The organism is Cohnella silvisoli (genome assembly GCF_021190915.1).
In the GTDB taxonomy this organism is placed as follows: Bacteria; Bacillota; Bacilli; order Paenibacillales; family Paenibacillaceae; genus Cohnella; species Cohnella silvisoli.
Map to the genome: position 1 here is coordinate 186,404 of NZ_JAIOAP010000004.1, position 21,006 is coordinate 207,409.

The 21,006-nt window shown below is 50.2% G+C and carries 13 protein-coding genes and 1 pseudogene; 13 read left to right on the top strand and 1 reads right to left on the bottom strand.

The genetic code is table 11. The features are described 5' to 3' along the window. Positions 1-9: 9 nt before the first annotated feature. The 13 genes and pseudogenes from abc-f to K7P76_RS10100 all read left to right on the top strand — a co-directional run bounded on the left by abc-f (position 10) and on the right by K7P76_RS10100 (position 20,223). A pseudogene (abc-f, locus tag K7P76_RS10040) lies at positions 10-1,935 on the top strand (ribosomal protection-like ABC-F family protein). Positions 1,936-2,020: 85 nt separating this feature from the next. After that, positions 2,021-2,296 carry an alpha/beta-type small acid-soluble spore protein gene (locus K7P76_RS10045; RefSeq protein ID WP_232185161.1) on the top strand — a complete coding sequence of 92 codons (276 nt, stop codon included), beginning with the start codon at positions 2,021-2,023 and terminating at the stop codon, positions 2,294-2,296. 169 nt (positions 2,297-2,465) lie between these two features. Beyond that, complete coding sequence (locus K7P76_RS10050) at positions 2,466-3,092, top strand: TVP38/TMEM64 family protein (RefSeq protein ID WP_232185162.1); 627 nt, start codon at positions 2,466-2,468, stop codon at positions 3,090-3,092. Positions 3,093-3,113: 21 nt separating this feature from the next. After that, on the top strand, positions 3,114-3,569 hold the full coding sequence (locus K7P76_RS10055; RefSeq protein WP_232185163.1) for a hypothetical protein: 456 nt from the start codon (positions 3,114-3,116) through the stop codon (positions 3,567-3,569). Positions 3,570-3,694: 125 nt separating this feature from the next. Beyond that, positions 3,695-4,573, top strand: a complete 879-nt coding sequence (gene htpX / locus K7P76_RS10060; RefSeq protein ID WP_232185164.1) for a protease HtpX — start codon at positions 3,695-3,697, stop codon at positions 4,571-4,573. Between the two features lie 245 nt (positions 4,574-4,818). After that, complete coding sequence (locus K7P76_RS10065; protein WP_232185165.1) at positions 4,819-5,715, top strand: carbohydrate ABC transporter permease; 897 nt, start codon at positions 4,819-4,821, stop codon at positions 5,713-5,715. Next, positions 5,712-6,593 (top strand): carbohydrate ABC transporter permease, encoded by an 882-nt coding sequence (locus K7P76_RS10070; RefSeq protein ID WP_232185166.1) that lies wholly within the window; start codon positions 5,712-5,714, stop codon positions 6,591-6,593. The genes K7P76_RS10065 and K7P76_RS10070 overlap by 4 nt, the downstream gene beginning before the upstream one ends. A 43-nt stretch (positions 6,594-6,636) precedes the next feature. Continuing rightward, positions 6,637-7,980, top strand: a complete 1,344-nt coding sequence (locus K7P76_RS10075; protein WP_232185167.1) for an ABC transporter substrate-binding protein — start codon at positions 6,637-6,639, stop codon at positions 7,978-7,980. Positions 7,981-8,118: 138 nt separating this feature from the next. Then, entirely contained in the window at positions 8,119-9,111 is a 993-nt protein-coding gene (locus K7P76_RS10080) for a LacI family DNA-binding transcriptional regulator (protein ID WP_232185168.1), read from the top strand. A 26-nt stretch (positions 9,112-9,137) separates the two neighbouring features. Further along, positions 9,138-10,112 (top strand): N-acetylglucosamine kinase, encoded by a 975-nt coding sequence (locus tag K7P76_RS10085; protein WP_232185169.1) that lies wholly within the window; start codon positions 9,138-9,140, stop codon positions 10,110-10,112. A gap of 48 nt (positions 10,113-10,160) precedes the next feature. Then, on the top strand, positions 10,161-11,462 hold the full coding sequence (locus K7P76_RS10090; protein WP_232185170.1) for a 6-phospho-beta-glucosidase: 1,302 nt from the start codon (positions 10,161-10,163) through the stop codon (positions 11,460-11,462). A gap of 948 nt (positions 11,463-12,410) precedes the next feature. Further along, the gene (locus tag K7P76_RS10095) at positions 12,411-19,145 is read left to right on the top strand and encodes a fibronectin type III domain-containing protein (RefSeq protein WP_232185171.1); all 6,735 of its coding nucleotides are present in this window, start codon (positions 12,411-12,413) and stop codon (positions 19,143-19,145) included. 169 nt (positions 19,146-19,314) lie between these two features. Beyond that, a complete protein-coding gene (locus K7P76_RS10100; RefSeq protein WP_232185172.1) occupies positions 19,315-20,223 on the top strand; it encodes a Crp/Fnr family transcriptional regulator in 909 nt (302 codons plus the stop codon). An 18-nt stretch (positions 20,224-20,241) separates the two neighbouring features. On the opposite strand, the gene K7P76_RS10105 is transcribed toward K7P76_RS10100, so the two are convergent. Further along, positions 20,242-20,958, bottom strand: a complete 717-nt coding sequence (locus K7P76_RS10105; protein WP_232185173.1) for a response regulator transcription factor — start codon at positions 20,956-20,958, stop codon at positions 20,242-20,244. Between the last annotated feature and the right edge of the window lie 48 nt (positions 20,959-21,006).

A 21,006-nucleotide genomic window follows, 5' to 3' on the forward strand; every position in this document is an offset into this window, starting at 1 on the left:
GGATCCTTTATGTTAACGATTAATTGTCAAAATGTGAAAAAATACAACGGCGCGCAGCTTATTCTTGAGAATGTAACCTTCGACATCCATCACGGCGAGAAGGTGGGGCTCGTTGGCCGCAACGGGAGCGGCAAGTCGACTTTGCTCAGGTTGATTGCGAAACAGGATACGCCGGATGAAGGGCTGCTGACCGTTCGCAAAGACGCTCGCATCGGCTATCTGGAACAGATACCGGACGACGTGGTAAACCGAACCGTATATGATGTGCTGGCCTTGGGATTTTGCGAGTTACTCGCATGTCGGTTGTCTATGACCGAACTGGAGAGGGAGATGGCAGAGCCGAAAGCGGTAAATGACGAGGAGCGCCTGTCGTCTCTGTTAGCCCGGTATTCGGCGCTGCAAGAACGGTTTGAACGGGAGGGCGGCTACGAGCTGGATGCGAGAATCGATCAGGTCGCCAGCGGGTTGCGAATTGATCGGGATCGCTATGGCAGAACGTTCTCCTCCCTTTCCGGAGGGGAGAAAACCAAAGTGAGCGTAGCTTCTCAGCTTATTTATAAGCCTGACATTCTGCTGCTGGACGAACCGACGAACCATCTGGATTTGAGCGGGGTCGAATGGCTGGAGGATTTCCTCGGTAAATACGAAGGGGCTTGTTTGATCGTATCGCATGATCGCTATTTTCTGGACAGGGTCGTTACTAAAATCATCGAGTTGGAGGACGGGGAATCGACCGTATACCCTGCGAATTACACGAAGTACGTGAAGGAAAAGGAAGAGCGTCTCTTGCTGGAATTCGCCGATTATCAAGAGCAGCAGAAGAAGATCAAGAAGATGAAAGAGACGATCGCACGGTTGATGGAGTGGGGCCGGATCGGCGACAACGGCAAGTTTTTCAGAAGAGCGGCGTCCATGCAGAAAGCGCTGGATCGGATGGAGAAGCTTAAGCGGCCGGTTGTCGATCGCAAAGGAGCAGAGTTCGAGCTGAATCCCGTGGGTCGGTCGGGTAAGCGAGTCGTCGAATTCGATGGAGTGACGAAGAAGTTTGGTCATTTCAAGGTGTTGGACCAAGTATCCGGGTTGTTGGAATACGGGGAGAAGGTCATGCTGGTGGGAAATAACGGGTCCGGCAAAACAACGCTGTTAAAGCTCATTCTAGGCGAAGAGCGGGCTGACGAAGGGGAGTTGAATCTAGGCTCGAGGTTGGATATCGGATATCTTGCGCAGCAGGAGTATCCGGATGATCCGAAGAAAACCGTGCTGTCCTACTTCCGGGAGGAAGCGAGTCTCGAAGAAGGGGAAGCGAGGTCTAGGCTCGCGGCGTATTTGTTCTACGGGGCGGATGTGTTCAAGCCGGTAGGTCAGCTATCCGGTGGAGAATGGACGAGATTAAGACTGGCGTTGCTCGTGTTGCGCAAGCCTAACTTATTGGTTCTGGACTAACCGACGAATCATATGGATATTGCATCCAGAGAAGCGCTCGAGGAATCGTTGGAGGAATTCCCCGGAACGATATTGGCGGTTACGCATGACCGCTACTTGATCAATCGCCTGGCCCAGAAAATCTGGGAGCTCGACCAAGGTCGGATGAAGGTGTATTTAGGCGACTTCGATAGCTATAAGGACAAAAGCCGGCAGCAGCGCTTAAATAAGGAAGCCGAGCTTGCCGTCGCTGCTGCCGTCGTATCGACTAGCGTTTCCTCTCAGCGCACGAAATCTCAACGTTCGGAGAAGACGGAGGAATTCAGTCGTGACTTGCTGGAGTTTGAAATCGCGGAAGAGGAGCGCCGATTGCTGGAAATGGATATTTACCTGCAGGAGATGGCGAGTCGTCAAAATTCAGCGGAATTGGAGCGGAGATGGACGGAACGGGAAGCTGTCCAACTCCATTTAAACCGCCTGTATGAGCTTTGGATGGCGGAGTCGGGGGGTTAGCGAACGCGAGGATCGCATAATTCACGCTTATTCGGGTACGATAGGGTCGAAGCGTGTACAATCGAGCGAAGCGGGTGAAGCGATTATGGCGAGAAGAAGGAAGCTGGCCGTCCCTGGCGCGGAGCAAGGCGTTAGCAGATTGAAAGCGGAGGTCATGCGGCGAGAAGGGTATCCGGTCAACCCTGAAAGGCCGGATGACGTGAAGTATGAAGTGGCCGAGGAAATGGGCGTGCCGTTAAAGCCGGGCTATAACGGCAAGTTATCGACCGAAGATGCCGGCAAGGTTGGCGGTAAAATCGGCGGGTCGATGGTTCGCGAAATGATTCGGATAGCGCAGGAGAAACTGTCCAAGCGAACGTAGTTCTCTTATCATAAAGCAAGCTTGAGAGCGTAAGCAGCGCTCCGGCTTGCTTTTTCTTCTGACGCCGCATAACCTAATTCTCTGAATTAAACCTGCCTGAAGCGGCGAGACGCAACAAATGGTATAATGCGTACATCAATGATAAGTAGAAACAGGGGCATGCGGATCCATGGACATATCGGATATTTTGTCTAATCTCACAGAGGAAAATTTGAAAAACGTTTTGGAACAGTATCGGGATTTCGGTCCCTTTCCCGGCATTGCTCTGACATTCATGAAGTCATTCATCCCTCCGCTGCCAACGATCCTTATCGTCGGAGTCAACGCTGCGGTATACGGCTTGTGGCTCGGATTTCTTTACTCGTGGCTGGGAATCGTAAGCGGATGCCTAGTTACTTTCCTCATCGTCCGCCGAATCGCGGGACATCCCTACTTCCTCCGCTGGGCGCAGAAGCCGAAGGTACAGAAGAGCTTGGTGTGGGTTCGACGCAATGCGTTCAGTTACGTGTTCCTGCTCAGTCTCTTTCCCGTCGGCCCGTTTGTCGTTATTAATATAGCGGCTGCCATAGCAAGGATGAGACTTCGGTCTTTCTTTATCGCTATCGTGTTTGGCAAGGCCATCATGGTGCTGTCGGTTTCATTTATTGGCCATGACTTTGCGCGGTTCATCCAGCATCCGATCGAGTTAGTATATGTTGTATTATTCGTCGGAATCTCGCTGTGGATCAGCAAGAAAATCGAGGCGCGGTTTACTAAAGATACAGACCACGTCTTTTATAATCACAAGCAACTATAAACCGTGAGGCGGATGGCAACTATGTTAAGTTTTGAAGAGAAACTGACGATTTTGGAATCTTTCCCTGAATTAGAACGTCGGGATGTATCTCTCGGCCGCGTCAATTTCCATTACGAACAAAGCGTCTTCGAGAAGAAAAACGTCGGTTTCCATTTTCATCCTAATGGCAACGGCTATATTTTCGCGGGGGAGCTTGACGGGGTTCAGACGGATGACAAAGGTTTCGTTAACGTTCGCGATTATAGCGCTGAAGAGCTTCGCAGCCTCGTTGAACAGTCGATTCGTTCCCTGACGGGCGAAGCGCCTTGGAAGGAAGGTCAAGAGGAGAAGTGGGTCGATTCGGAGCAAGCATCGTTGGTGCTGAAGTACGAGGACGACATGTGGTACATCTTCTCGGGCCTCAACCTCGAGGCGGCATTCGAGACGTACGAGGAAGCAAGAGAGTACTTGAGGGATGAAGGATTCGCCCGGCAATAGTCGGAACCTAATGGACTTGCATCGGTTTTTCTATTTCCAGTCTGGAAAAATAGGGATTTTCGTGGTTAGTTCCTATATAATAAAGGACAAGGAACTCTAATCTATTACCTATTCGGGAGGAAACAATGAAACGTATTTTATTGTTTATCTTAACCAACTTATTGGTCATGGTGACCATCGGTATCATTTTGTCCGTATTCGGAGTCGGTTCGTATATTAACGAAGCGGGCGGGATAGATGTTCGCTCCTTGCTCATCTTTAGTTTAATCGTCGGTTTCACCGGCGCATTCATTTCCCTTGCCATGTCCCGTTGGATCGCCAAGAGAATGATGAATGTTCAGGTGCTGAATCCAAGCGGCAACCTGTCGCAAGGGGAACGCCAGATCGTTGAGATGGTTCATCGCTTATCTCAAGCCGCGGGCTTGCTTCATATGCCTGAGGTAGGAATCTATGAATCGAAAGAAGTAAACGCATTTGCCACTGGCCCATCGAAGAAGAGATCGCTTGTTGCAGTCTCGACGGGATTGCTAGAAGAGATGGATTCCGATGCCGTTGAAGGCATTATCGGTCACGAGGTTGCCCATATTGCGAATGGAGACATGGTTACCATGACACTCCTGCAAGGCGTCGTGAATACCTTTGTCGTATTCCTGTCACGCTTAGCGGCTTGGGCGGTTTCGCGATTCGTAAAGGAAGACGTTGCTCCGATTGTCCATTTTATCGCTGTCATCGTTTTTCAAATCGTTTTCTCCATTCTTGGCAGCTTGGTCGTGCTCGCGTTCTCCAGGTACCGTGAGTTCCATGCGGATGCGGGCGGAGCTCATCTAGCCGGCAAAGACAAGATGATCCACGCGCTTCAGAGGCTGCAAGCCTACACGGATCGCATGAAGGACGACAAGCAGACCGCCATTTCAACCTTGAAAATAAGCGGAAAGAAACGGTCGCCATTATTCTCCACGCATCCGGATTTGGAAGAAAGAATACGCCGTTTGCAAGCTAGCTAAGTCAATAAGAGTAGCCCAGCCTTTCTTCTACGGGAGACGAGCTGGGCTCTTTTCTTGAAACGCCTCAAAAAATTATTCTTGTAAACGGTGCCAACCCGTAATATAATAAGCGTAAAGTTTAATCGCTTTAACTTTTGGAGGATGGTTATAACTGGATATACTTTTAGGTGCTAGTGGAGTATATTTTTTTATCCCGAAAGTTAAAGCGATTAAACTTTTAGAGGTTATCGAAGGGGGATTCAGGGGTGAAGTCAACGAGGGAAAGCCGCCGTGAAGGCAGATTGTTTTACTTCTTCATTTCTCCGTGGCTGATTGGATTTATCGTATTTGCGTTGTTTCCGGTACTCGCCTCTCTGTACTACAGCTTCACGGAGTACGACATTATCCATACTCCCGAATTCATCGGATTCGGCAATTACACCGAATTATTCAAGGACGATCAGTTCTGGAATTCGATCAAAGTAACGCTCAAGTACACCTTCATCAGCGTCCCGCTTACGTTGTTCCTATCGCTTATTTTCGCAATCCTGATCAATCAGAAAATTCCGTTTCGCGGATTGTTCCGGACGGCGATGTATTTTCCAAGTATGATCTCGGGCGTGTCGATGGCGCTTCTATGGTTCTGGGTGTTCAACCCTCAGGCTGGGCTATTTAATTACTTCTTGTCATTTTTCGGGGTCGGTACGATCAACTGGTTCCTTGATGAGAATTACGCGATGTGGGCGCTTATCATTATGTCCTTCTGGGGATTAGGAGGCGGAATGTTGATTTTCTTGGCAGGCTTGCAGGGCATTCCGGCTCATTTGCTGGAAGCGGCGAAGCTAGATGGAGCAGGCCGCCTAAGAACGTTCTGGAATGTTACTTTACCGCTGCTCTCGCCGGTGTTCCTATTCCAGCTCATTATCGGACTTATCGACTCTTTCCAAGTGTTCACGCAAGCTTACACCATAACGCAAGGCGGTCCGAACTACTCGACTTGGTTTTACGTATACAACATCTACATTAACGCTTTCAAAAATTTCCGTTACGGCTACGCCTCCGCTATGGCATGGATACTGTTAATCGCCGTCACCATAATCACCTTCATCATCATGAAACTGTCGAACCGTTACGTCTATTACGAAGGGGGGCGTGAGCGTTGAGCAACTTGGCACTTACGAAACAACTACCCGTCAAGCCGAAAAAAGCAAGAGCGGAGATGGCCCAAATTATTGGTTTCCTAATCCTATTGCTCGTAACGGTCGCGATGATAATGCCCTTATGGTTCATGTTATCGACTTCTCTCAAAACAACGAAAGAAATGCTCGCTTATCCGCCATCCTTCATTCCTGACCATTTTGCATGGGGAAATTTCAAAGAGCTATTCATCAATACGGACATCAAATTCGGCCGGCAATATATGAACAGCTTGATCGTCGGAGTCGCAACGGTCATCGGAACGGTGTTCTCTTCCTCGTTCGTGGCCTTCGGATTTGCCCGGTATCGGGCTAAAGGCAGCACATTTTTCTTCATGCTCGTACTCAGCACGTTGATGCTTCCTTATCCGGCGATCATGATTCCGCAGTTTCTATTATTCACGAAGCTCGGCCTGCACGATTCCTTGCTTCCGCTTATATTGCCTTCCTTTTTCGCATCGGCGTATATGATCTTTCTATTAAAACAATTTTTCACGACGCTTCCCAATGAGCTTTACGATGCAGGGAGAATCGACGGTTGCAGAGAGATTCGTCTCTATTGGAGCCTGACCCTCCCCTTATCCGGTCCAGTGTTGGCGACGGTGGCGATCTTCTCCTTCATCTGGAGCTGGAACGATCTGCTTGCGCCCGTGCTCTATCTGGATTCCCAAGAAAACTTCACGCTTCCGATCGGGATGGCGGCGATGCTCTCCTCGAAGTTCAGGATCGCTCCATGGAACCTCATGATGGCGGCGTCGTTGCTGTCGGTGCTTCCGATCGTGGTGCTATTCGCCATCGCTCAAAGGCGTTTTGTCCAAGGTATCGTTCTTACCGGCATCAAGTAATCATTCACATAATCCAATACCACAACTATTAAGGGGGATAAACATGAGTAAGAAGACGGGCAAGTTCATGCTCAGCTTGACACTGGTATTCGGTTTGGTAGCAACGGCTTGTTCAAGCGGCGGCGGCAGCGGCAGCAAGGATGGGGAAACGGTTACGATCACTCACTATACGATCGACTCTCCCGACCGTACTTTCGTAGAGAAGCTGATTCCGGATTTCGAAGCGAAGCACCCGGGCATCAAGATCAAAGTCACGAAGGCGCCTTACGAGCAATTCGACTCCAAGCTTCAGTCTTCCATAGCGGCCAAGAACGCACCGGACGTCACTTCCCACTGGGGCTATGGCGGATTCATGGAGTACTATAACAAAGGCATGCTGATGGATATGACCCCCTATCTCGACGGGTTTAAGGCTTCCGACTACAACATTCCGGATGATGTCATGAACATCTATAAAGTAGACGGTAAAACTTACGGCATTCCGCTTAACAGCTACGTTACGGTTATGCTCTATAACAAGGACCTGTTCGACGCAGCGGGACTCCAATATCCGCCTACCGATTACGAAGATAAGAGCTGGACGTTCGACAAGATGGTGGATTATGCGAAAAAAATGACCGTTGATTCGAAAGATCTGGCTAAGGCGCAGTATGGCGTTGACTTCGGTTTCGGCGAGCGCGACCAAAGGCCGCAATACTTCGGCGCAGACGTCTATTCTGCGGATACTTGGACTAACGGCGGCAAGCCGTCCGAGATCAATCTGACGAAGCCGGAAGTCGTCGAAGCGTACAAGAAAATTTACGGCCTCATCTGGGATCAGAAGGTTTCCCCGACGCCGGCGTTCTCCAAGTCCGTATCCGGTCAATTCGGCGATCCGTTCCTCTCCGGCAAGATCGGGATGTCCGTCGTCGGCTCCTGGAGCTTGGCCGCGTCAAGCAACTTTAACTTCAAGGTCGGCGTAGCGGCGGTTCCGCAAGGTCCGAATGAGAAAGTGAGAAGCGTTCTGTACGTGGATCCGCTCTTCATCCTGAAAGATTCCAAGCATCCGAAGGAAGCGTTGGAATGGATTAAATACTTGATCACGACGGAAGTGCAAGAGAAGTCGATCGAGTTAAGCGGAGGCAATCCGCCGGTTAACCAGAAAGCTGCCGAGAAATATTACAGCAACTTTGAAGGCATCGATCCCGCGCAAATCAAGCAAGTATTCGAAGGAGCGTACAAATACGGCTTCGAGTCTTACAATCACTTGATCTCCAACTACTCGCAAATCAATGAGTTGTTCATTAATGAGTTGGCGACCGTCGAGAACGGGGATAAGAAGGTAGAGGAAGTATTGCCTAGTATCGAGGATAAGCTCAAGAAGCTGCTCGAGCGCGTGAATAAGTAAGCAAGCGGCGGAGGGGAAGCGTGATGATTTCGCTCTCCTCCGCCAGCCTTCGCTAAACCGATGCGGAAGCATGAATAATTGCATCGAATATGGTACGGTTATTACAAAATTTATTTCTTCATACAGGAGCGTACATCGATGAAAGTCAGTATCTTTGATGTTGCCAAGAAATCGGGTTTGTCCGTGGTAACCGTGTCTAGAGTGCTTAACAATTCAACTTCGGTTCGAAACAAGAATAAGGAAAAGGTATTGCAGGCCATGAAGGAGTTGGATTATCATCCGAATGCTTCCGCACGCAGCTTGGCGCGCGGCAAAACGGGCATCATCGGACTTACCTTAACGACTTTGCATGACTCGTTCTTCGATGCCGTCGTCAAAGAGGTTAACGATCGCCTCGCCGAACACGGATATTTTCTGGCGCTTTCGATTTCAACCGGCTATGAGGATACGTTTCATCGATCCTTGTTTCAGGAAGACCGCGTAGATGGGGTTATCCTTTTGTCCCCAATCAACGAAGACGAGTACGTCATGGAGCTTAAGAAGAAAAAAATTCCTTTTATCATGATAGATAACCAGCAGCGGAACCCCTCGGTAACTTCCATTATCGTGGACAACTTCAAGGGGGGGTACGAAGCCACTAAGCATCTCATCGAGATTGGCCATACGGACATCGCCCATATTGGCGGACCCGATCCCTTCCTCAGCAGTAGGGAACGGGAGCGGGGTTATTTGTTCGCGATGGAAGAAGCGGGATTAACATCCCATCGCATCGAACGCGGAACATTCGAAATTGCCTCTGGGTATCGGATTGCCAAGCAGTGGATCGATTCCGGGACTTTGCCATCGGCCGTATTCGCGTCGGATGATTATATAGCGCTTGGCTTCATGGATGCTTGCAAGAACGAAGGCATACGTATCCCACAGGACATTTCCATCGTCGGCTTCGATGATCAAATATTGGCTTCGGAATTTCGCCCGAGGCTCACGACGGTCCGGCAGCCCGCGGACAAAATCGGAAGCGCAGGCGTTGAGCTGCTATTGGGCGTCATTAACGATCCGGCCAAACGCAACGTGACTTTGCAAATGGAGCCTGAATTGATCGTCAGGGAATCTACGGCACGTAAAACATAAGTTGGCATAAGGCAGGAGTGAGTGCTTTGAAATATTATTTGGGCGTCGATGGAGGCGGAAGTAAAACCTACACGTTAATTATCGATGAGCACGGAACGATAGTAGGTAAAGGCAAAAGCGGCAACGGCAACCATCAGACGGAGTATAACGCAGCGAAAAGGAATATCCGCGAATCGGTCGAGATGGCTTTGCGGCAAGCGGGGCTTGCGCAAGAGGATATCGAGTTCGCTTATTTCGGATTGGCGGGAGCGGATCGGGAAATAGATTATAAGATTTTGCGGCCTATGATCGCCGAACTGGGTTTTCCTCGGCATCAAATCAATTGCGATACCATGATCGCACTTAGAGCAGGTACCAATCGCCCCTATGGCGTTGTATTGATATGCGGTACCGGAACGAATAGCGCGGGCGTTAATGCACAGGGACAATTTTATCAATGCGGCGGGTTCTCTTATCAGTTCGGGGATTTCGGCGGCGGCGGTTCCTTATCCGTTGAGGCTTTCCGCGCTGTTATTCGCGCGTGGGAAGGGCGCGAACAGCCTACGTTATTAACGCAGCTTGTGCTTAACGATTTGGGGTACGACAACGTACAGACGCTGTTCGACGATTATTTGGATCATAACAAGACACCTCCAATCCGCGTAGCGAAATTGTTGTTCCAGGCTGCAAGCCAAGGGGATGCCGTCGCTAAGGACATCCTGCGTAAACAAGGCGAGGAGTTAGGGATAACGGCAAGCGCGGTCATCAAACGGCTAGGCATGGAAGGCGAAAGCTTCGATGTCGTGCTTGCCGGAAGCATAATTACCCGCGGGGAAGGCGACTTCATCCACGCTTACATCGAACAAGCGGTTAGGGAAATTTCTCCTGGGGCATCGCTTGTTAAGTTGCAGGTGGAACCGGTTGTCGGAGCGGTATGGCTCGCGGTCGAAGCGAGCGGAATCGCGTTGCCGGAACAGATATACAATCAATTAAATTCCATATCGGACTATAGCTTGGTTTGACCTATTGGACGTTCTCATAGAGTATTCACCAAGGAGATGGAAATAGAGATGGCTAATGGATTGAAAATTGCAGTCATTGGCGGAGGATCCTCGTATACGCCGGAAATCGTAGAAGGATTTATACAGAAATACGAGCAATTGCCGGTCAGGGAGCTGTGGCTTGTCGATATCGAAGCGGGTAAACATAAGCTTGAGATCGTAGGCGAATTGGCTAAGCGCATGGTGGCCAAATCGGGGCTTCCGATAGAAGTCCATTTAACGCTGGATCGTCGCAAAGCGATTGAAGGAGCGGATTTCATCTCGACGCAGATGAGAGTCGGACTGCTTGAAGCGCGCAAATGGGATGAGCATATCCCGAACAAGTACGGAGTTATCGGTCAGGAGACGACGGGTCCCGGAGGCATGATGAAAGCTCTTCGCACGATTCCGGTATTGCTGGATATTTGCAAGGATATCGAGGAGCTTGCTCCCAATGCTTGGCTGCTTAACTTCACGAATCCGGCGGGGATGGTCACGGAGGCGATCAACCGTCATTCCAAGGTTAAGAGCATCGGATTGTGCAACGCTCCAATCGGTTTGTTTAAGTGGTTGAGCAAGAAGTACGAAACGCCGGCCAACCGCATCTACGCCGAATTTGTCGGTCTCAACCATCTGCATTGGGTAAGCCGGATTGAAGTGGCCGGGGAAGACAAACTATCGGAGTTGCTCGATAAGCGGGAAGAGTATTCGGGGAAAAACGTTCCCGCCTCGGAGTGGGACCTTGATTTTTTACGCAACCTCGGCGGTTTTCCGTCCTATTATCTGAAATACTTCTATATGACCGATGTAATGCTGGAGGAGCAGTTGGCTTCCCTGAAAGCGAACGGAACCCGCGCCGAAGTCGTGAAACGCGTGGAAGACGAGCTGTTCGATCTGTACAAGGATCCGAATTTGCAGGAAAAGCCTAAGCAGCTCGAACAGCGCGGCGGAGCTTACTATTCCGAAGCGGCGGTTAACCTGATGGATTCGCTATACAACGACAAGCGCGACATTCAGACGTTAAATGTACCTAACGGCCGCATCCTTGATTTTCTTCCGGAGGATGCCGCGATCGAGGTTAATTGCGTTGTTACCGGCAAAGGGCCGATAGCGCTTCCGGTTACGACCGTACCCGAGCAAGCGAAAGGATTGATTGCAGCGGTCAAAACTTATGAGAGACTGACCATAGAAGCAGCGATTTCAGGGGACAGGGGCATCGCGCTTCAAGCGATGGCGAGCCATCCGCTCGTACCCTCGGTCAACGTTGCCAAAGCTCTTCTCGACGAGATGCTGGAGCATAACAAACCGTTTTTGCCTGCATTTTTCAAATAGAAGGCAAAGTTGAGATTAAAGTGGAGTTCGTCAAAAACCTTCTCGAGCCTTCAGGAGTTAAACGTATTGCCAAAGTTGGGGAATAAGGTATGCCACTAAGAGTTCAGGGATCGGAGATCATTTCTCCGGTCTTTTTTTGTATATCGGAAAGTATAAAATTTCGCTATCCTTGCCTGAACCGAATAGAGCGTCTGAGTCGCTTTAAATCGGGAGATGAGGCATTTGGAGTGGGATACTTATACCGCCGTCTTCAGGCACCAACAAGCTGGGCGACGACTTAATCGTATTCATTCCTGAAGGAGCAACGGATCAAGAACTGCATGTGACCATAGAAAAATTAAAGCGGTGACCGTCATTCTGAAGCCGCTCGCATTGAAAAACTAATCGATCCCAAACTTTTTTCGATTTTACCTGTATTTTACCGCACATGATTACAATGGATTTGTACAAGCTCAAATCCGCATATTGTACGATAAATTATGTGACGAAAGGTAGAATGGAAATGGCTAAGGTGATATCGATTAAAGTTGCCAATCCCGGGGATGTTCTTGCCAGTAAGGTTACTTCTGCGAATGGCAGTGTCCTGCTCCCTGCGGGAGTGAGGTTGACGAGGGAGCATATTGACAAATTAAAAAGGTTTGGAGTTACTACTGTTGTTATAGGGTGAGCATAAGAAAGATAAGGGAAGAAGATAGAGTCGAAATCGGCTCTAGCTTATTGCTTATGTCAAAAAAGAGAAACCTCTCTCGAAAGGGTATTCCTCGTAATTATTGGGGTCATTCTGAAATAAACTTGGATAGAATCTGCGACGATTCTATTTTTTTTGACACAAAAAGATTTTTTTCTCCATTTTACTACTATTTTACCGTTGAAGATTAAACTGATGTGAAGAAATGAGTAATGCGCTTTTAATAGTAATCGGTTTAATGAAAATAAGGAGGGGTATTTTTGTTTTTTACTTATATTATTAAATGGGCGGGATCATGGTCCAGGGGATTAATTGTTGGATGTAGTCTCTGCATAGCTTATTTGGGTTTTTTTGCATCGGTGGCAACCGCAGCGCCAGCGACCGGATGGATGCAGAATGGGAGTCTTCCTGATTCATTATTCAGCGCGTCAACCGTAGCTGGATCAAATGGATATATTTACGCAATTGGCGATAGCTGGGATGGGAGCAATCAACAGAAGCTGTATATCTATAACCCGGCTACGGACACTTGGAGCATGGGGGCAAGCATTCCGAACACTGATAAGTTGACTGGCAATGCACTGGTTTATAGCGGAAGCACTCTTTACGCTATTGGGGGCGGCGGCCAATTTTCAGGGAATACGTTTTCGAGCGCGGTATACACATACGATGCTGCTGCAAACACTTGGTCGACTTCCTCGGTTAGTTTGCCCCAACCGCTTAAATATGTGTCAGCTAGCGTACAGTCTGATGGAACGATTTATGCATTCGGATTTTACAATAATGGAACAACCAATGGAGGAGCACTATATCACTTTAAACCTGGCGTTGATTCTAGTTGGACGCAGGTGACAGGACTTCCCGCCGGACTGAGCTTTCCCGGCCCCATGGCAGCTTCTAGCAGCGGAACCATTTACTTCATGGAAGCAAGTGCCACTGGAAAGTTTTATAGTTATATTCCAGGGACTAATACATGGACACCATTAGCGGATAGCCCATACAGAGGGAATTCAAAAGGAGTCACGATTGGCTCTTTCGTGGAATATAACGGGGTCTTGCACTTGCTTGGCGGTTATGACGCAAACAGCGGGAACGGTTTATACAGCACATTGATTTATAACATGAATACGAATACTTGGTCATATGGGCCAAATATGGTAAGGAATCTAAGCTATTTAGGTGCGGTTGTGAGTAATGATGTGTTATATACAGTAGGGGGAAGTTATGGGGGTGGTGGGCCGGTCAACTTCACTTATTCGTATTATGACGGGCCGACCGGATTAAGCCACAACAGTATGATGTCCAGTGGTTGGACGGAAAGTTGGAGTGCGGTCCCGGGAGCCGCTTCCTATAACGTTTATGTGGACGGAGTGCAGGTGAACGCATCGCCAATCATTGGTACGACGTACGATGTGACAGGCCAATCGCCGGGTACGACCTACTCGGTGACAGTGACAGCGGTGAATGGGACGGCTTTCATCGGTTCCAGTGCTTTGGAAAGCGTAGCGTCAAGTGCAGATAGTGTGGCGACCCTGCCATCAGCGCCGACGAATCTGTCTCATAGCAGCATCACCACGACTGGCTGGACGGAGAGTTGGGATGCGGTAACGGGAGCGACCAGCTATAACGTGTATGTGGACGGTGTGAAGGTGAACGGCGCTTCGCCGATCATAGGTCTAACGTACAATGTGACAGGTCAAGCTTCGGGTACAACTTTCTCGGTGACGGTGAAGGCAGTGAATGCTTCGGGAGAAGGCGCCGCATCGAGCGCAGACAGTGTGACGACTAAGCCCGGAGCACCAACGGGATTATCGAGCAGCGTGCACTCCACGACCGGCTGGACACAGGCATGGACAGCGGTGACGGGAGCTAGCGGTTATAACGTTTATGTAGACGGTGTGAAGGTGAACGGCGCATCGCCGATCAACGGTACAACGTACGATGTGACAGGCCAAACACCGGGTACGACCTACTCGGTGACGGTAACAGCGGTGAACGCTTCGGGAGAAGGCCCGGCGTCTAGTGCAAACAGTGTGACAAGCATTCCTTCTTCTCCGACTGGATTATCTCATGGTAGCATTACATCGACCGGTTGGACGCAGACGTGGACAGCAGTAACGGGAGCTAGCGGCTATAACGTGTATGTGGACGGTGTGAAGGTGAACGGCGCTTCGCCGATCATAGGTCTAACGTACAATGTGACAGGTCAAGCTTCGGGTACAACTTTCTCGGTGACGGTGAAGGCAGTAAATGCTTCGGGAGAAGGCGCCGCATCGAGCGCAGACAGTGTGACGACTAAGCCCGGAGCACCAACGGGATTATCGAGCAGCGCGCACTCCACGACCGGCTGGACACAGGCATGGACAGCGGTGACGGGAGCTAGCGGTTATAACGTGTATATAGATGGTGTGAAGGTGAACGGCGCTTCGCCGATCAACGGTACAACGTACGATGTGACAGGCCAAACACCGGGTACGACCTACTCGGTGACGGTAACAGCGGTGAACGCTTCGGGAGAAGGCCCGGCGTCTAGTGCAGACAGCGTGGAAACTATTCCTTCGGTTCCAACGGGATTATCTCATGGTAGCATTACATCGACCGGTTGGACGCAGACGTGGACAGCAGTAACGGGAGCTAGCGGCTATAACGTGTATGTGGACGGTGTGAAGGTGAACGGCGCTTCGCCGATCACTGTTCTAACATACGATGTGACAGGCCAAGCTTCGGGGACCGATTTCTCGGTGACAGTAACAGCAGTGAATGGTTCAGGAGAAGGTGCCGCGTCCAGTGCAGACAGTGTGACGACTAAGCCCGGAGCACCAACGGGATTATCGAGCAGCGCGCACTCCACGACCGGCTGGACACAGGCATGGACAGCGGTGACGGGAGCTAGCGGTTATAACGTGTATATAGATGGTGTGAAGGTGAACGGCGCTTCGCCGATCAACGGTACAACGTACGATGTGACGGGCCAAACGCCGGGTACGACCTACTCGGTGACGGTAACAGCGGTGAACGCTTCGGGAGAAGGCCCGGCGTCTAGTCCATATAGCGTGGAAACCATTCCTTCGACACCAACGGGATTATCTCATAGCACCATTACATCGACCGGCTGGACACAAACGTGGACAGCAGTAACAGGAGCGAGTGGCTATAATGTGTATGTGGACGGTGTGAAGGTGAACGGCGCTTCGCCGATCAGCGGTACATCGTACAATGTGACAGGCCAGACCTCGGGTACAACTTTCTCGGTGACAGTAACAGCAGTGAATGGTTCAGGAGAAGGTGCCGCATCGAGTACCGATAGTGTGACGACCATTCCTTCTGCTCCGACGGGATTATCGAGCAGCGCACACTCCACGACCGGCTGGACACAAACATGGACAGCGGTGACGGGAGCTAGCGGTTATAACGTGTATATAGATGGTGTGAAGGTGAACGGCGCATCGCCGATCAACGGTACAACGTACGATGTGACAGGCCAAACACCGGGTACGACCTACTCGGTGACGGTAACAGCGGTGAACGCTTCGGGAGAAGGCCCGGCATCGAGTGACGACAGCGTGGGAACTATTCCTTCGGTTCCAACGGGATTATCTCATGGTAGCATTACATCGACCGGTTGGACGCAGACGTGGACAGCAGTAACGGGAGCTAGCGGCTATAACGTGTATGTGGACGGAGTGAAGGTGAACGGCGCTTCGCCGATCATTGGTCTAACGTACAATGTGACAGGCCAAGCTTCGGGGACTGATTTCTCGGTGACAGTAACAGCAGTGAATGGTTCAGGAGAAGGTGCCGCGTCCAGTGTAGACAGTGTGACGACTAAGCCCGGAGCATCAACGGGATTATCTCATAGCAGCATCACTTCGACCGGCTGGACCCAAACGTGGACAGCGGTAACGGGAGCAAGCGGTTATAACGTGTATGTAGACGGTGTGAAGGTGAACGGTGTATCGCCGATCAACGGTACAACGTACGATGTGACAGGCCAAACACCGGGTACGACCTACTCGGTGACGGTAACAGCGGTGAACGCTTCGGGAGAAGGCCCGGCATCGAGTGACGACAGCGTGGGAACTATTCCTTCGGTTCCAACGGGATTATCTCATGGTAGCATTACATCGACCGGTTGGACGCAGACGTGGACAGCAGTAACGGGAGCTAGCGGCTATAACGTGTATGTGGACGGTGTGAAGGTGAACGGCGCTTCGCCGATCACTGTTCTATCATACGATGTGACAGGCCAAGCTTCGGGGACCGATTTCTCGGTGACAGTAACAGCAGTGAATGGTTCAGGAGAAGGTGCCGTGTCCAGTGCAGACAGTGTGACGACTAAGCCCGGAGCACCAACGGGATTATCTCATAGCAGCATCACTTCGACCGGCTGGACCCAAACGTGGACAGCGGTAACGGGAGCAAGCGGTTATAACGTGTATGTAGACGGTGTGAAGGTGAACGGCGCTTCGCCGATCAACGGTACAACGTACGATGTGACGGGCCAAACGCCGGGTACGACCTACTCGGTGACGGTAACAGCGGTGAACGCTTCGGGAGAAGGCCCGGCGTCTAGTCCATATAGCGTGGAAACCATTCCTTCGACACCAACGGGATTATCTCATAGCACCATTACATCGACCGGCTGGACACAAACGTGGACAGCAGTAACGGGAGCTAGCGGCTATAACGTGTATGTGGACGGTGTGAAGGTGAACGGCGCTTCGCCGATCATTGGTCTAACGTACAATGTGACAGGCCAAGCTTCGGGGACGGATTTCTCGGTGACAGTAACAGCAGTGAATGGTTCAGGAGAAGGTGCCGCGTCCAGTGCAGACAGTGTGACGACTAAGCCCGGAGCACCAACGGGATTATCGAGCAGCGCACACTCCACGACCGGCTGGACACAAACGTGGACAGCAGTAACGGGAGCTAACGGTTATAACGTGTACGTGGACGGTGTGAAGGTGAACGGCGCTTCGCCGATCAACGGCACAACGTACGATGTGACGGGCCAAACGCCGGGTACGACCTACACGGTGACGGTAACAGCGGTGAACGCTTCGGGAGAAGGCCCGGCATCGAGTGACGACAGCGTGGGAACTATTCCTTCGGTTCCAACGGGATTATCTCATGGTAGCATTACATCGACCGGTTGGACGCAGACGTGGACAGCAGTAACGGGAGCTAGCGGCTATAACGTGTATGTGGACGGAGTGAAGGTGAACGGCACTTCGCCGATCAGCGGTACAACATACAGTGTGACTGGCCAGAACTCAAGTACTACCTACTTCGTGACGGTGAAGGCAGTAAATGCTTCGGGAGAAGGCGCCGCATCAAGTGCAGACAGTGTGACGACTGCGCTCTTCGTAAGCAGCAACGCGGATTTGAGCGGTTTGACGCTATCTAGCGGTGCACTAAGTCCCACATTTGCATCTAGTACAGTCTCCTACACGTCTAATGTCGCTAATCCGATATCAAGTATTACTGTAACGGCGAACGTGTATGACACTGCTTCAAGTGTAACGGCCAGCGTGTACAACAGCGGCAATATTCTTGTATTCGGTCCGATTAATTTAACGGTCGGTCAGGCATCGGATCCGCTTCCGCTCGCCGAAGGCGGCAACCGAATTGCTGTGACGGTTACAGCTCAAGACGGTTCCCAACAAATTTATTATGTGAATGTGACGAGAGAAACTGCAACGACACCGTCACAACCGGGACCATCGCAACCAGGCGGACCATCGCAACCCAATGTACCATCTCCGCCAATCGTACCATCACCACCAACCGTACCGGCGGAGATAATTAAACTTTCCGGCGTCGTTATGGATGCCGTAGTGAAGAAAGAAACGACAAGCGGGGGTCAGCCTGTTACAAGGGTAACCTTGGATGCAAACGAGTTAGGCAAAGCGTTGTCTTCCGCGACGACCCCATCGGTTACCCTTGAAATCAAGAACAGTGATCCGGTGGTCAAGGTGGATTTTCCTGCAGCAGCTCTTCTGGATGCGGCAAGCAAGCAGCCTGATACCATCGTTCAAATCAAAGTCGATGGGGCAACTTACAGCCTTCCTGTCAACGTACTGAAAAATGTGCCGAAGGATGCGGTAATTACCGTTACGATTACGAAAGTATCCGGGAAAACAAGCAGCGATGTGGATGCAGCGGTCGATCAACAAGGGTCGAAGCATTTACTTGAAAATCCGATCGATTACTCGATGAGTTCAGATGGCGAGGAAGTTACGGACTTTAACGGAACGTACGTTGATCGGACAATAGCGTTGAATTCCTCTGTGGATTCCAGCAAGGTAACGGCGGTGTGGGTCGATGTGAACAACCAAATACATTTTATCCCATCCGTTTTTGCAAATAGCGGCGATATCGCGAATGTAACGATTCATTCTCCGCATAACAGCGTATATACCGTGATTCAATCCGACAAAACATTCGCTGACCTGAAGGGGCATTGGGCGAAAGCGGATATTGAATTGCTGGCGAACAAGCTGGTTGTTAAAGGGATAACCAACACCAAATTTGCGCCGGACAATAACATTACGCGCGCAGAGTTTGCGGCTTTGCTGGTACGTTCGCTAGGCCTAGTCGAAAACTCCGCGGCCAATGCGTATACGGATGTAAAGGCGACGGATTGGTATTCGGGAGCTGTAGGAGCAGCGCAGAAAGCCGGCTTGATCAGCGGGACTGCAAACGGAGCATTCATGCCGAACGCGAACATTACCCGCGAGCAGATGGTTTCGATGATTGCAAGGGCGCTGAAGCTCGGCGGGAAAGAGCCGACGGTAGATATGAACGTGCTGGATAAATTCACAGACCATTCTGACATTGCGGACTGGGCTAAAGAAGCAGCGGCACAATCCCTGGTCGCCCATATTATCCAAGGCACGACCGAAACTACATTTTCCGCTAAAGAGCGCGCGACGCGTGCTCAAAGCGTCGCAATGTTGAGAAGAATGCTGCAATATTTGCAATTTATTAACTGACCTATCTTACGGATTTGTGAGAGGCCCATGCAATTGCGCATGGGCCTCCTCCATTTTTACGGACAATTTTTTTAACCAATTAACTGCTATTTAACCGGGAGGAATTATCATTAGGAATAGGGGATATACGCTGCCGCAGTTTGAAAGTAAACGCTAGGTGGGGGATAAGATGGCGGTAATATTTATTGAGAAAGCCCGCGTGGGAATGAGGATCTGCAGGCCTGTTTACTCCAGTACCGGAGCAAAGCTGCTCACTATGGGGACGGTGCTCACGAAAGAAAATCTCCATATGCTGAAGAAGCATAACGTCAACCGGATTGAGGTGGACGATAGCGTAAGTCCTGTATCGGATCATAGAAATTATTATGCGAAAGGGATAAACGACGCTGCTCGGGCAAGAAACGAAAGGGCATTGCTTCACTCTACTATGAAGAAAATACCTTTATTCGCTAGCCTTAACAATGAGCATCTGGAACTGTTAACGGCGAATTTTCGCATAGAAAAGGTGCAGGCGAGCACCATTTTATTTCGTGAGAAAGAGCCTGGGGATTCTTTTTTTGTTATCGTAAGGGGCTCGACCAAAATATATACCCAAAGCAATGAGGGGAAAGAAAAGATCCTATCCGTTTTCCGATCGGGAGATAGCTTCGGCGAGCTTTCGCTTCTTGACGGAAAGCCGCGTTCCGCATCGGCGCAGACGCTTGAGGAAACGGAGCATATCGTCATTTCGCGAGACAGCTTTATGAAGGTGCTCCAATCCCATTTCGATATCGCAAAGATAATTATGAAGGAAATGATCCGGCGCATATCCGATACTAAGCAGCATGTTGAAGATCTAGCCTTTCTGGATGCTCATTCGCGTGTGGTTAAAAGCTTAGTCAAGCTAACGAACCGTTTCGGCAAAAGAACCGATTATTCGGTGGAAGTAGAGTTGCCGCTCGATTATAATGAGCTTGCTCAGATGTCTGGAGTGAAGGTGAGAGAGCTTCATGACGTTCTTTACGATATGGAAGAAAAACAACTGCTAAAAATGAACGCCAATTATTTCTCGGTCAATCTACTGCAATTGCGGCTTTAGCTTGTTGATCGTCACTGTCTACTCCGACTCTACAACGCCATAAGGATTAAACTTATAACCCAGACGATCGACCGTAATGATATACCGAGGAAGAGCCGGATTCGGCTCTATCTTCTTACGCAAATTAAAAATATGAACTTTAATCGTATCCTTGGAGTAGTTGACATCATTATTCCATACTTGACGATAGAGCTGCTCCGGATGGAAAACTTGATTGGGCTGCTTGGCGAGCGCTATCAACAGTTGAATGTCCTTGGCTAGCAGCTGCACGGGCTGGTTATTGACCGTTACCGTCATTCGATCGAGATCGATTTGAAGCCCTGGGAATTCCAACCTTTGCTTCTTGGTATCGAGTTCTTGATCGAGAAGGGCGCTCCACCGAAGGTTGGATTTCACCCGAAGGACGAGCTCTACCGGATCGAACGGCTTAGTTATGTAATCGTCGCCGCCGGATTGGAGGGATTTCACTTTGTCCTCTTGCTGCTTGGTGCCCGTAACAAAGAGTATCGGTCTATGGTACTGCTTTCTTATATTGTGGCACAGCGTAATCCCGTCCATATCGGGCATCTGAATATCGAGCAGCATGAGATCCGGCTCTTCCACGTCGAGCAAAGCGAGAGCTTGAGCGGCGCTAAGCGCGTTCCGTACGGCAAAGCCTTCATGAGCGAGAAAGGCGGTAACCATCTGTTGGATATCCGGATCGTCATCGACGATGAATATCAATTTTCCTTCCATACGAGTCCCCTCGATCCATACAAGAATAAACATTTCCCTTCCTATTTT